This is a genomic window from Streptococcus infantarius subsp. infantarius ATCC BAA-102 (assembly GCF_000154985.1).
GTDB lineage: Bacteria > Bacillota > Bacilli > Lactobacillales > Streptococcaceae > Streptococcus > Streptococcus infantarius.
The window spans coordinates 45,025-58,545 of sequence record NZ_DS572687.1 but is presented as its reverse complement, the minus strand read 5'-3'; the positions used below and the strand labels follow the sequence as shown (position 1 = coordinate 58,545).

General features: G+C 34.6%; 15 protein-coding genes and 1 pseudogene. 10 read left to right on the top strand and 6 right to left on the bottom strand.

Annotated features, from left to right (window positions below; all coding sequences use genetic code 11):
- Positions 1–20: 20 nt before the first annotated feature.
- The 3 genes from dnaB to rpsD all read left to right on the top strand — a co-directional run bounded on the left by dnaB (position 21) and on the right by rpsD (position 2,556).
- Positions 21–1,382, top strand: coding sequence for a replicative DNA helicase (dnaB, locus tag STRINF_RS02575; protein WP_043878300.1), 1,362 nt, complete (start codon positions 21–23; stop codon positions 1,380–1,382).
- 33 nt (positions 1,383–1,415) lie between these two features.
- Complete coding sequence (locus tag STRINF_RS02570; RefSeq protein WP_004233634.1) at positions 1,416–1,688, top strand: Veg family protein; 273 nt, start codon at positions 1,416–1,418, stop codon at positions 1,686–1,688.
- 256 nt (positions 1,689–1,944) lie between these two features.
- The gene (rpsD, locus tag STRINF_RS02565; protein ID WP_006531455.1) at positions 1,945–2,556 is read left to right on the top strand and encodes a 30S ribosomal protein S4; all 612 of its coding nucleotides are present in this window, start codon (positions 1,945–1,947) and stop codon (positions 2,554–2,556) included.
- A 93-nt stretch (positions 2,557–2,649) separates the two neighbouring features.
- Here the strand turns inward: rpsD and STRINF_RS02560 are convergent, their stop codons facing one another.
- Positions 2,650–3,186 carry a TetR/AcrR family transcriptional regulator gene (locus STRINF_RS02560; protein WP_174221230.1) on the bottom strand — a complete coding sequence of 179 codons (537 nt, stop codon included), beginning with the start codon at positions 3,184–3,186 and terminating at the stop codon, positions 2,650–2,652.
- Between the two features lie 131 nt (positions 3,187–3,317).
- On the opposite strand from STRINF_RS02560, the gene STRINF_RS02555 reads away from it, so the two are divergent.
- From STRINF_RS02555 to STRINF_RS09795, 3 genes and pseudogenes are all read left to right on the top strand, one after another.
- Positions 3,318–5,645, top strand: coding sequence for a YhgE/Pip domain-containing protein (locus tag STRINF_RS02555; RefSeq protein WP_006531453.1), 2,328 nt, complete (start codon positions 3,318–3,320; stop codon positions 5,643–5,645).
- A gap of 219 nt (positions 5,646–5,864) precedes the next feature.
- Positions 5,865–6,218 (top strand): DUF1304 domain-containing protein, encoded by a 354-nt coding sequence (locus STRINF_RS02550; protein WP_006531452.1) that lies wholly within the window; start codon positions 5,865–5,867, stop codon positions 6,216–6,218.
- Between the two features lie 78 nt (positions 6,219–6,296).
- Positions 6,297–7,649: pseudogene (locus STRINF_RS09795) on the top strand (IS3 family transposase).
- Between the two features lie 202 nt (positions 7,650–7,851).
- On the opposite strand, the gene STRINF_RS02540 reads toward STRINF_RS09795, so the two are convergent.
- The 5 genes from STRINF_RS02540 to STRINF_RS02520 all read right to left on the bottom strand — a co-directional run bounded on the left by STRINF_RS02540 (position 7,852) and on the right by STRINF_RS02520 (position 9,763).
- Positions 7,852–8,055: a CsbD family protein gene (locus STRINF_RS02540; protein ID WP_043878299.1), complete on the bottom strand. Its 204-nt coding sequence runs from the start codon at positions 8,053–8,055 to the stop codon at positions 7,852–7,854.
- Between the two features lie 72 nt (positions 8,056–8,127).
- Entirely contained in the window at positions 8,128–8,697 is a 570-nt protein-coding gene (locus tag STRINF_RS02535) for an Asp23/Gls24 family envelope stress response protein (RefSeq protein ID WP_006531448.1), read from the bottom strand.
- 14 nt (positions 8,698–8,711) lie between these two features.
- Positions 8,712–8,882, bottom strand: coding sequence for a DUF2273 domain-containing protein (locus STRINF_RS09790; RefSeq protein WP_006531447.1), 171 nt, complete (start codon positions 8,880–8,882; stop codon positions 8,712–8,714).
- 12 nt (positions 8,883–8,894) lie between these two features.
- Positions 8,895–9,461, bottom strand: coding sequence for an alkaline shock response membrane anchor protein AmaP (amaP, locus tag STRINF_RS02525; RefSeq protein ID WP_043878302.1), 567 nt, complete (start codon positions 9,459–9,461; stop codon positions 8,895–8,897).
- Between the two features lie 62 nt (positions 9,462–9,523).
- Positions 9,524–9,763 (bottom strand): GlsB/YeaQ/YmgE family stress response membrane protein, encoded by a 240-nt coding sequence (locus tag STRINF_RS02520; protein ID WP_006531445.1) that lies wholly within the window; start codon positions 9,761–9,763, stop codon positions 9,524–9,526.
- A gap of 768 nt (positions 9,764–10,531) precedes the next feature.
- Here STRINF_RS02520 and STRINF_RS02515 point away from each other — a divergent pair.
- The 4 genes from STRINF_RS02515 (at position 10,532) to STRINF_RS02500 (ending at position 13,466) form a co-directional block, all read left to right on the top strand.
- Positions 10,532–10,834 (top strand): hypothetical protein, encoded by a 303-nt coding sequence (locus STRINF_RS02515; protein ID WP_006531443.1) that lies wholly within the window; start codon positions 10,532–10,534, stop codon positions 10,832–10,834.
- Between the two features lie 42 nt (positions 10,835–10,876).
- A complete protein-coding gene (locus STRINF_RS02510) occupies positions 10,877–11,929 on the top strand; it encodes a TIGR00341 family protein (protein WP_006531442.1) in 1,053 nt (350 codons plus the stop codon).
- 76 nt (positions 11,930–12,005) lie between these two features.
- A complete protein-coding gene (locus STRINF_RS02505; RefSeq protein ID WP_006531441.1) occupies positions 12,006–12,887 on the top strand; it encodes a diacylglycerol/lipid kinase family protein in 882 nt (293 codons plus the stop codon).
- A 309-nt stretch (positions 12,888–13,196) separates the two neighbouring features.
- Positions 13,197–13,466: a hypothetical protein gene (locus STRINF_RS02500; protein WP_006531440.1), complete on the top strand. Its 270-nt coding sequence runs from the start codon at positions 13,197–13,199 to the stop codon at positions 13,464–13,466.
- Positions 13,467–13,521: the final 55 nt, after the last annotated feature.

The window sequence follows — 13,521 nt, the reverse complement described above, 5'->3', positions numbered from 1 at the left end:
TATTAGGGGAGGTGAAAAAATTGGCAGAAGAGCCAGAATTGAGAGTTCAGCCACAGGATTTATTAGCAGAGCAATCTGTCTTAGGTTCTATTTTTATCTCGCCAGATAAACTCATTACTGTTCGTGAATTTGTTAGCCCAGATGACTTTTACAAATACTCGCACCGCGTAATTTTTAAAGCTATGATTACTTTGAGTGATCGTAATGAGGCTATCGATGCAACGACTGTAAGAACGATTCTTGATGACCAAGGAGACTTACAAAATATTGGTGGTTTGTCTTATATTGTTGAATTGGTCAACAGTGTACCGACAAGTGCCAATGCTGAATATTATGCTAAGATTGTTGCTGAAAAAGCAATGTTGCGTAATATCATCTCTAGGTTGACAGAGACTGTAAACCTTGCTTATGAAGGGGCAACTGATTCAGAAGATGTCATTGCGGGGGCTGAAAAAGCACTTATTGAAATTAATGAGCACAGCAACCGTAGTGGTTTCCGTAAGATTTCGGATGTCTTGAAAGTTAACTACGAAAACTTGGAAATTCGTTCACGTCAAACGAGTGATGTTACTGGTTTACCAACAGGATTTCGTGATTTGGATAAGATTACGACAGGTTTACATCCAGATCAGTTAGTTATTCTAGCTGCCCGTCCAGCCGTCGGGAAAACAGCCTTTGCTTTGAACATTGCTCAAAATGTTGGGACTAAGCAAAATAGACCTGTAGCTATCTTCTCTCTGGAAATGGGTGCTGAAAGTTTGGTTGACCGTATGTTGGCTGCTGAAGGGATGGTTGATTCTCACAACCTTAGAACTGGTCAGCTAACCGATCAAGAATGGAATAACATTACCATTGCTCAGGGAGCTTTGGCTGATGCACCAATCTATATTGACGATACGCCTGGTATCAAGATTACTGAAATTCGTGCACGTGCCCGCAAGTTGTCTCAAGAGGTCGAAGGTGGTCTTGGTTTGATTGTAATTGACTATCTTCAGTTGATTACAGGGATACGTCCTGAGAACCGTCAACAAGAGGTTTCTGATATTTCTCGTCAATTGAAGATTTTGGCTAAGGAATTGAAGGTTCCTGTTATTGCCTTGAGTCAGTTGTCTCGTGGTGTTGAACAACGTCAAGATAAACGACCAGTTTTGTCAGATATTCGTGAATCTGGATCTATCGAGCAGGATGCGGATATTGTAGCTTTCTTATACCGTGATGATTATTATCGTCGTGAAGGTGAAGAAAGCGATGATGCTGTTGAGGATAATACGATTGAAGTTATCTTAGAGAAAAACCGTTCAGGTGCGCGTGGAACGGTGAAATTAATCTTTCAAAAGGAATATAATAAATTCTCTAGTATTGCGCAATTTGAAGAGCGTTAAGCAAAAAAACTTTTATAAGGAGCAAACGATAAGATGAGTGATGCATTTGCAGATGTAGCAAAAATGAAAAAAATCAAAGAAGATATTAAAGCCCACGAAGGTCAATTGGTTGAATTGACACTCGAAAATGGTCGTAAACGCGAAAAAAATAAAATTGGTCGTTTGACTGAAGTTTACCCATCATTGTTTATCGTTGAATACAATGAAAACTCTGATGTTCCAGGTGCGATTAATAATTCATACGTTGAATCATACACTTATTCAGACATTTTAACTGAAAAAACATTGATTCGTTATTTTGATTAATTTTATCTAAGAATTAACATACAAAAGGCTTTACAGAGCCTTTTTTTTATGTTAAACTAAATTCCGTGTGAAATAATAGCGGGAGAGTATGAAGCTCGTCAACAGTTGGCTCTTCTATAGTTTTTCTTTCTATAGAAAAGCTTCTAGAAGTCGGAAAAGTAATCTTGGCTGTTTAGATGAAAGTCACCTGCACGAATCAGGATTCTCTAAATTGTTATTTCCTACAAAATTTTTATTTTATAGGAGGACATTTTAAATGTCACGTTATACAGGTCCATCATGGAAACAATCTCGTCGCCTTGGCTTGTCTCTTACAGGTTCAGGTAAAGAATTAGCACGTCGTAACTACGTGCCAGGTCAACACGGTCCTAACAACCGTAGCAAACTTTCTGAATACGGTTTGCAATTGGCTGAAAAACAAAAACTTCGTTTCACTTACGGTGTAGGTGAAAAACAATTCCGTAACTTGTTCGTACAAGCTACTAAAGTTAAAGGTGGAACTCTTGGTTTCAACTTTATGGTTCTTTTGGAACGTCGTCTTGACAACGTTGTTTACCGTCTAGGTCTTGCAACTACTCGTCGTCAAGCTCGTCAATTCGTTAACCACGGTCACATCCTTGTTGATGGTAAACGTGTTGATATCCCTTCATATCGCGTAACTCCAGGTCAAGTTATCTCAGTTCGCGAAAAATCAGCTAAAGTACCTGCTATCCTTGAAGCTGTTGAAGCTACTCTTGGGCGTCCAGCATTCGTATCATTCGACGCTGAAAAACTTGAAGGTTCATTGACTCGTCTTCCAGAACGCGACGAAATCAACCCAGAAATCAACGAAGCTCTTATCGTTGAATACTACAACAAAATGCTTTAATTCACTGTTTATTGAAGTATTTAAAACCACGGTTTTCCGTGGTTTTTTGTTTTCTTATTGAATATAAAAAAGCCACCTTTATGGTGGTTTCTGTTAAAGCGGCAAAAGTTTCAGGATGAGATTAGTCATTTGGCATGGTGATTCTTTTTTACCTTTAGCAATCCAGGATTGGCAAAGGCCGAAAAAGGCATAGGCGAAGTAAATACTGCTGTATTCTCTCTCAACAGGACTTAATTCATCACGGCCAAAACGGTCTTGTAAATCAGTATTAATGAAAATACGTACTTTATTAGTGATAAAAGCTTGGAATTCACGAGTTCCGTTAGCTGAAATCAAGGCAGATAAGAGCTGCTCACGTTTTAGAAATTCAAAAATTTCTAAAAAGGCTTGAGCTTTATTATCTTCGTGCTTTTCAAAAATGTATTCAACCTGATTAAAGAGCGTTTGTTGGCAAGAATCAATCAACTCAAATTTATCCTTGTAATGAGTGTAGAAGCTAGAACGGCTAATACCAGCTTCTTTAGCCAACTTAATCGTTGTAATATCATCAAAACTTTCTGTTTTTAGGAGGCTAACCATAGCTTCTTGAATAGCCCTCTTAGTGTTTGCTTTGCGGTTGTCATGTGCCATAAACAATTTCTTTTGAACACTTTTAGACAGAGTGTCCAAAATCTCCTTCTTTTGTCTTGAAATTATTTCATATCCTTGTATAATATATTTTATCATAATTTTTGAACAGTGTGTCTAAATTAGGAGAAAATATGTTAGAAGAATTAAAAGCACTTATTAAAAGTCCCAAACTTTGGGTAACAATGATTGGGGTTGCGCTTATTCCAGCTCTTTATAACTTGTCATTCTTAGGCTCTATGTGGGACCCTTATGGGAATGTAGAGAATTTGCCAGTGGCAGTTGTTAACGAGGATAAGTCAGCAACGCTAAATGATAAAACATTGACAATCGGTGATGACATGGTAGACAGTATGTCTAAAAATAAAGCCCTTGATTATCACTTTGTCAGCCAGAAAAAAGCTGATAAAGGTTTAAAGGATGGCGATTACTACATGGTTATCACATTACCAGAAGATTTGTCAGAGAAAGCCTCTAGCTTATTAACGGATAATCCGAAGAAATTAAACATTAAGTATCAAACAACAGCTGGACGTAGCTTTGTCGCTTCTAAAATGAGCGAATCTGCGATGACCAAGCTTAAAGATACTGTTTCTGAAAATATCACAGAAACTTATACAAAAGCTGTATTCAAGAGCATGTCTAGTTTACAAGATGGTTTACAAGAAGCAAGTGACGGTGGCAATGAATTGCTCTCGGGAAGCCAACAGCTTGAATCTGGTAGTCAAACCATTACAGATAATCTCAACACAGCAGCATCAGGCAGCCAAACTTTAGCAGACGGAACAGCAACACTTTCAAGCGGCTTGACAACTTATACAAATGGAGTATCCACTTTGGCGAGTGGTGCAAATGAATTAAATAGTAACTCAGTGGCTCTTATCAGTGGTATCGCTCAGCTAAAAGAAAGTTCTACACAAGTACAACGACTAGTTGATGGGGCTAATAGTTTAACAGATGGTTTACAGCAACTGGCAACCTCTACAACACTTTCAGCAGAAGAATCTGCAAATATTCAGTCATTAATTTCAGGTTTACCTCAATTAAATGCTGGAATTCAACAATTAAATGCTTCAGTTTCTGAGATTTCTACTAATGTTGGTATCACACAAATTTCGACTGTTTTAAGTGATATTGCTTCACAAGCTCAGGGAATTTTGAAGGCAGAAGAAAAGGATAGTTCAGACAGATTAGCTGCTATTCAAGCAACAGCTGCTTACCAAAGTTTAGATGCAAGTCAGCAGGCTGAACTGGTTAATGCATTAAATACTTCAGGAAACAGTGTTAGTCAACAAGCACAGCAAATTTTAACAGATGTTCAAACAATGAAGGCTTCTTTAACAGCGTTATCACCTTTATCAAGTAAGGTAACCGAATTGCAGGCGGGAGTTTCACAAATTGCAAGCCAATCAAATATTGCTTTACCTGGATCTGTTGCAGCTTTAACAAAATTATCTGCTGGTTTAACTAAGGTTAATACAGTTACCACTACACAACTTGTTCCTGGAAGTAGTCAAATCGCTTCAGGAGTCTCAACGCTTAACACAAAATTAAGTAGTGGTGCAAATGAATTGTTGACAGGGGCAACAACCTATACAAACGCTGTCTCGCAAATCGCTTCTGGTGCTAACCAATTGGTTGCTAATAATACTCAGCTAACAAGTGGTGCTTCTCAATTGCAATCTGGTGCAGAAGCATTAGCTTCTGGTTCAAGTCAGTTAGCTGCTGGCAGTGGCACATTGACAAGTGGCTTGACAACCTTGACAAGCGGTCTTTCAACATTGTCCTCTTCACTTACAGATGCAAGTAAGCAATTATCACTTGTTTCTGTAACAAATAAGAACGCCAAGTTGGTTTCCAATCCTGTATCAACAAAAGAAACAGACAATGATAACGTGAAAGTAAATGGTATTGGTATGGCACCTTACATGATTGCGGTATCACTTATGGTAGTTGCCCTTTCAACGAACGTTATCTTTGCCAGCTCATTGTCAGGACGCCCAGTGAAAAATCGTTTTGAATGGGCCAAACAAAAACTCTTTATTAATGGATTGATTTCAACTGTTGGTTCATTAGTATTGTATGGTGCTATTCAATTCCTTGGATTTGAGGCCAACTATGAATGGAGAACAATCTTCCTTATCATCTTAGGTGGTTGGACATTAATGGCTCTTGTAACGGCTCTAGTTGGTTGGGATAATCGTTACGGTTCATTCCTTTCGCTTGTTATGTTATTACTTCAAGTCGGTTCTGCAGGTGGTTCATATCCAATCGAGCTTAGTCCTAAGTTCTTCCAAGTTGTTCACCCATATATGCCAATGACTTACATTGTAACAGGTTTACGTCAAACCATTTCGATGACAGGTTCAATTGGTACACAAGTCGGTGTTCTTTCAGCATTCCTTGTTGCTTTCATGATATTTGGACTTATCATTTACAGACAACCAAAAACAGGAAATTAAGATTACTAGATTGAGGAAAACGTTCATTTTGGACAATTTCTTCAATCTTTTTTTGCTGTAAACGATGTTCTCAGTTTTTACAATCAGATTATTTGAAAAACGAAGGAAACTTTTATACACTTAAAGAGTTAACTAGAGAATGCTGATTAAGACAGCCTTTTTTTACAATATATTTACAGCGATGTAAATAATTAATTTGCTATTTAGATTGAGAAAACGATGTCACTTATTACTATTATTTTGTCATTATTGGTTGCTTTGGAACATTTTTATATTATGTATTTAGAAACAGTTGCAACACAATCACCTGCGACAGCGCGTGTTTTTGGACTACCGCAAGAAGAGTTAAAACGTGAGTCTGTAAGTATTTTATTTAAAAATCAAGGTGTTTACAATGGCTTGATTGCGGTATTTTTACTTTACGGTATCTTTACAGAAAATATTAGTATTGTGGTTATTTTTCTTTTGAACGTTATTTTGTCAGCAATTTATGGTAGCTTGACGGCTGATAAAAAAATCATACTTAAGCAAGGTGGCCTAGCTATTTTAGCTTTGTTAACATTTTTATTTTAATAAAATAAAAGGTATCGCATTGTGACCTGCACCCCAAAAGTTAGACAGAAAAAAATCTAACAATTGGGGTGTTTTTGTATGAAATTAAGTTATGAAGATAAACTCGAAATATATCAGTTAAGACAGGACAGCCTTTTCTAGTCTTATATTAGTCGAAAGTACGGTGTGTGTCTCTCCAATCTTAAATACATGGTACGGCTTATGGAGAGACATGGCGTTGAAGTGGTTAGAAAAGGTAAAAATAACTATTATTCTCCAGACTTAGAGCAGGAAATCATTAATAAAGTTCTTATTGAAGGCCAATCTCAGCTCACTGTATCGCTTGATTATGCTCTTCCCCACCAGTGTCTATACTCACAAATTGGATAGCACAATACAAGAAAAACAGGTATACTATTGTTGAGAAAACAAGAGGGAGACCAAGTAAGATGGGACGTAAACCCAAGAAAAATGGGAAGAGATAACTGAACTAGAACGTGTTTTTGAAGAGAATGAACGTTTTAGAACGGAGAATGCTTATCTAAAAAAGTTGAGAGAATTATGCTTGAGGGACGAGGCCTTACAGCGCAAAAGGCGGAGACAGTTAGAGAACTGGTCTCAGGAGGATTTCGATTAGACCTCTTACTGAAAACCGCTAAGCTAGCTCGCTCTACCAACTATTATCAGTTGAAACGGTTTAATAGAGCTAATAAAGATGAGAAAGTCAAAGAGATGATTCAAACCATTTACGTTGACTATAAGGGTAACTATGGTTACCGTCGTATTCATTTAGAACTAAGAAATCGTGGATTTGTTATCAATCATAAGAAGGTTCAACGGTTAATGACAGTCATGGGACTCGCTACTCGTACTCGTTGTAAGCGTAAATACTCGTCTTACAAGGGAGAGATTGGGGAAAGAGCTGATAAACTAATTCAACTTCAGTTTGAAGAGACTAAGCCTTATGAGAAATGTTATACAGATTTCACTGAATTCGCTCTACCAAACATTAAGGAGAAGCTCTACTTATCTCCTATTCTTGATGACTACAATAGTGAGATTATTGACTTTACCTTATCACGCTCACCTGATTTAAAACAGGTCCAAACCATGCTTAAAAAAGCCTTTCCAGCTGACTCTTACAGATGGACTATTCTTCACAGCGATCAATGGTGGCAATATCAACATGAGTCTTATCATGATTTTTTGGCATCCAAGGGAATCCGTCCGTCTATGTCTAGGAAAGAGAATAGCCCAGATAATGGGATAATAGAGTCTTTCTTTGGCATCTTAAAATCTGAGATGTTTTACGGTTATGAAAAGACTCTTAAGTCGCTTGACAAGCTGGAACAAGCCATTACAGATTATATTTTTTATTAAAATAATAAACGTATCAAGGCAAAATTAAAAGGACTCAGTCCTGTGCAATACAGAACTAAATCCTTATCATAATTAAGTGTCCAACTTTTGGGGGTCAGTACATATCAAATTAAACTAAAGAAAGCTGATTTTTCACCTGAGTAATAATGTAATGTTAGGGATTTGTCATAGTTTTTGGTGTTGTTTTAAAAGTGAGTAGTTAGGAGTAAAACAACCTTAAATTTCTTGTAGAGTAATTTCCATGTTTTAAGTGAAAAATCAATCGATTTTAGAATTATTTATCGTCTTTTTTAACCATATTTTTAACGCCTTCAATACCCCCTTCAACAGCCTCTTTGGTATCTTCGGCAACTTCTTTAACTTTTGAAACTACTTTTTCAGCAGCTCCTTCTTTTTCAGTTTTTTTATCATCAGTTACTTTTCCGATACCTTCTTTAATAGTACCTTTAGCTTGATTAAATTTTTCTTCTACTGACATAGTGTTATCCTCCATTGGGAAATTAGATTATTGAAAATGAACGTTTTTAAACTTTTTTAGGCATAAAAGAATTTAGTGAACTCTTGGTTCTGCTTTAGCTGTCGCTTCAGAGACAGTTCCAACACCTTCACTAACTTTTTCCTTTGCAGCTGAGAAGCCATCACTCAATCCCTCTTTTGCGCTTTCAAACTTATCGGAAGTAAATTTACTTGTTGATTCAACAACTCCAGTTGCTCGATCTTGCAGGCTTACTGAGTCTGCTTCATGTTGCTCTTTAGTCTTGATATCAACAACATCTACATTAACTTCAACTACTTCCAAATTAGTCATATTAGAAATTTCTGAAACAACAATCTCTTTGATTTTCTTGTATAATTCAGGAATATTCTTTTGATATTCGACAATTACGTTCAAATCAACAGCAACTTGCTTTTTACCGACTTCCACATTGACTCCGCTTGCAACGTTATCAGTATTGATAAGTTTTCCAGTTAGTTTTGAGAAAAAGCCGCCATCAATATCCAGTAAACCTGGAACATTTTCTAAAGAAAGACCAATAATTTTTTGAATGACTTTATCTTCATAGGTCAATTCGCCTTTTACTTCTTTTACTTCTTTTACTTTTTGTTCTACATTTGACATATAAATCACCTTTACTATTTAAATAATTGTTTTTGTTGAATATAATATCCAATTCCAACTCCTAGAGTGGCGCAAATCAAGACAAATAAAGTCTTAAAAAAACCATAGGATAGGATGAAGCACGCTAAGATAGCACCCGCCAATCCGGAAAGAAATAGATATTGGTATTTTTTAAACCATTCCATTTTTTTACTTCCTTACTTTACACGACTAACAGTTTTTTTACGTGGTGGTTTAGGCTTGTATTCTTTTACAGAAATATACAGTTTTACACGATGATTCATTCCAAAAAACTGTTTCAATCCATCAGCTATCTCATCTTTAATTATTTGAGTTCGTTTAATAATGTTGTCTGATGGAAGCATTTGTCCTTCTACGTGAACTAAACATTTATTCTTACGACAGTCTACCTTAATAGTAGGATCCTTTATAAAATTGTGATTAGCAACCACACAACGTACAAATCCTTCAATAGCTGAATTTTTTAATTTTAGGTTCCCATCGACATCAGGTAACTGAATCTCTAAATATTGTTTAGGATAAAAGAGTGTAACAAGCATTAGAAACAACACTACAGCTGAAAGTACTAGAGCACCCCAGAAAATATATCTTGAAAGATAAAATTCTAAAAAGGAATTTTTATTCCAACCAACTAAATGAAGTCCTAAGCCACTGAATTTAAGATAATCTAGTAAAATAGGAATCAAAATTGTCAAGATTATAATACATAAAATAAGGTAAAATATTTTTTTGTTTTTTGACATATTGAATCCTTTCATCAATAGAATTTGAATTTTAATCTATTCCTGTCAAGAAAGGTTCAAGTTCAATCTTTTCTCCCTAGGAAAAATGATACTACTGAAACAACAATAACCGCTCCTAAGATTGATGGAATTAATGCCATTCCAGCTAGACTAGGTCCCCATGCACCGAAAAGTGATTGTCCAACAGATGAACCGACTAAACCTGCAATAATATTAGCGATTATTCCCATGGAATCTCCCTTTTTAGTGATTCCACCTGCAATAAGACCGATAAGTCCTCCTACGATAATAGCCCAAAGCATAATGTCTTCCCCTTTCTAAATTGTGGAAAGTTAGATTATTTGGAAAATCAAATAATCTAAAGAGTTATATTTTAGCTAAAACATTTTTATATTAATCTTAACAATCATAAGATTAATGTTAGATATACCTGTTGACAACAGTATAAGTCAACCAAAATGATAAGTCAATTAAAATGTTTTCGTTTACAAAAAAAAATAGAATAAAAAGCATCAATCGCTTTTGCAAATGATTGCATAGATTTATAAGTATTTTATGTTATGATTCTTGTAGTTTTTTGAACAGTTTTGTAAATACTCTAAATATATAGTTATTATTATCAGACCATTCTGATAATTAAATGATTCATCAATAAAACATTTGATTATGTTGGTATATCCATAAGATTTTTAGTTAATTAAAACGTTAAAAAAACTCCCTAAGAAGCGAGAGTGACGAAAGTGGAAATAAAATGTATAATTGAAATATATAAACAATTACATACTTTTTCTTTATGAAGTATCATCCAATGAAAAGCCTAAATCATACACAGGATACTGTGTTATTTTCAGTAGGAGTTTAAAATTCAAAAAGCAGATAATTATGGATATTAGAGAAACATTGAATCGTCAGGATTACACTAAATTAGACGAATTTAGTAAACAGCTTGAGGGTTTTGAACGACTCTTTGCAGACAAAGATTTGCTTGAAATGCGTTAGGAATTGGCCAAAATTAATAAGGATGAGGCGTTGGTTTATGCTCATAAGTTAATGGATATAAAATTGGTTTTATGGATGCATTACCCCTATGGGATTCTGAACCAGATTTGCAAGCTTTCAAAGAATTGTTTGAGAAGTGGTGGATTAATTATGAATTTGATCAACGTATCAATGCACTACTTGGTCATTATCCTTATACCAATTTTGAGGAGAGAATTGATTATGAATTGAAAGAAGAATATGGAACAAGCTCTCGTAAAGAAGTTGCAAAAATAATGATTGACGATTTAGAAACATCATCAGAGGATGAAGCTAAAAAGTTATTTCTTCAGGAAATCCTTTCCTTACAAAAGAGATCAAATGATACCGATTAACTTCTTAAAAAGTGACTATACTAACAAAGAGGGAGTACTGTTATGGAAAAAATTTTGAAGGATGATAAACTTCATTCTTTAATTGAATTTAGGGAAAAAATCTATGAGGATTTAGAATTATCAAAAAGTGACTTAACCACTTTATTGTGTGCGATGTTGATTGCATCTATTGGTTTGAATATGAATTCTATTCCAACAATCATAGGGGCAATGTTGATTTCTCCATTGATGACACCTATCCTTGGAGTAGGTTTTGCGTTAGCAATATTAGATACAGAACTTCTCAAAAAATCGTTTAAAGTTCTTTTTATTCAAGTTGCAGTAAGCCTTTTAGCCTCTACACTTTATTTTTTACTTTCGCCCATTTCTTACGCAAGTACGGAAATTATTGCTAGAACTTCGCCCACAATTTGGGACGTTGTAATCGCATTCGTCGGTGGATTAGCCGGCATTATTGGAGCACGAAAGAAAGAAGCTAATAACATTGTTCCTGGTGTCGCCATTGCAACTGCTCTTATGCCACCCGTTTGTACCGTGGGGTATTCTATTGCCACAGGAAATCTTGAGTATATGATAGGGGCGTCATATTTGTTCTCCATTAACTGCAGTTTTATTATGATTGCTACATATATCGGCACTAATGTGATGATGGTTAAAAATCCTTATTTTAAACATAATCGTGAAGCCTCTAAAATGCGAAAAATATTAATTTTAGTCTCGCTTGTTCTTATTATTCCAAGTTTGGCTTCTGCAACTACCTTAGTTAGAGATACACTAATCAATGAGTCTATCAATAATTATCTATCTGATCAATTTGAAAACCATACTATTTTGAAAAAGAAATATAGTAAAGAAAACAATACACTAAAGCTAACCATTTCAGGTAAGTATCTTTCAGAATCTGAGTTACAAAGTATCATTAACAAACAAAATGAATATGGTTTGAAAAATATCTCGATTCAGGTTTCACAATTAACAAATGATAGATTAACTGAAAAAGAATTAGTCGACTACATCATTCAATATAAAAATGATGATGATCTTCAACAAATAGAAAAGGATAAGTATAAAGAATCCTCAAATAACAACAAGTAATGTGAGATATTAATTTGATAAGCATAAGAAATCGTTGAAAAGTATTGTCACTAGTAGTCCATAGGAGAAAATATCAATGAAAAAAGTAATGATAATTATTAATCCAACTTCTGGAGGAGAAACAGCATTAGATTATAAAGAGAGCCTGGAGAATAAGGCTAAAAAGTATTTTGATTATGTTGAAACTAAGATTACGCAAAAAGCCAAAGATGCAACTCAATTTGCTGAAAGGGCCTCTCAAGAAAAATATGATGCAGTAATTGTTTTTGGTGGGGACGGTACTGTAAATGAGGTTATTTCAGGGATTGCTGAAAAAAATCACATTCCAAAACTTGGTATTATTCCTGGTGGAACTGGTAATCTAATCACAAAGCTTTTAGAGATCAACCAAAGTATTGATCAAGCGATAGAAGAACTTGATTTCAATTTTACTAAAACCATTGATATTGGAAAAGCTAATCAAAATTATTTTGGCTATATTTTTAGTGTTGGATCTTTACCAGAAGCTATTCATAACGTTAATATTGAAGATAAAACAAAGTACGGTATCTTTGCATATGCAATCAATACGATGAAGTCCGTTGTGGAAGACGATGTATTTAATGTTCGTATTGAAAGCGAAAATGGCAATTATGAAGGTGAAGCTAGTCAGGTCTTAGTTCTTCTATCTAATTACTATGCAGACAAAAAACTATTTGATGAAAATACAGATGGATATGGAAATATCTTGATTTTAAAAGATGCAACTATCATTTCTAAACTATCGACTATCCCAGATTTGTTAAAAGGGGATCTAGTAGGTAACGATAATATCGAATATATCAAAGCGCGTAATATTAGGATTTCTTCAGAGGTTAAGTTAGAGTCAGATGTTGATGGAGATAAGTCGGATAATCTTCCAGTAGATATAAAAATACTAGGGAACCATATCGAAGTGTTTTCAGGCATGAAAGAATAGAGTATTAATATTGATAATTAGACATTAGTTCTATTTAATTAATCTAAGGAAGGGTATTTATGACAAAGGGAATACTAATTAAAGCTCCAGATCTTTTTACAGTTGACGAACAGTTAGAAATTTAAGAACGATTAAAAAGTAATGATATTGAAGTTGCTTTCCTTAGGGATGATCAGATTCAAGCTTCGTTTTATTCTTTTATTGAGATATTGGTTAATAATGACTTTTTAAATGAACTTAAAATAGCTCTATGTGTAGATATTTTGAAAGATATTATTAAGATTATTTCTAAAATAAAAAAAGAACGTAGTGATACTTGATGCTAAACAAAATGAAAAACCTGTTAAACTGACCATTAAATCTAATACCGATAAAGGAACAATATATCTAGAAGTGCCATGCGATATTCCTAACTATGGACTACAAGAGTCCATAGAAAAAATTATCGAAGCAAAATGTATTCTCGATAACAATAGCAATGAAGGTCTAAATGATTTGTATATTGTTGAAGATAAATCTGGAAATTTGTCAATTATGACATTAACCGAGTATATTAATTACAGGAAAAGTATTAGATAAGATATAATTACTATTATTTAATCATGATTAAGTTGACTTGGCTCAGTATGAACAG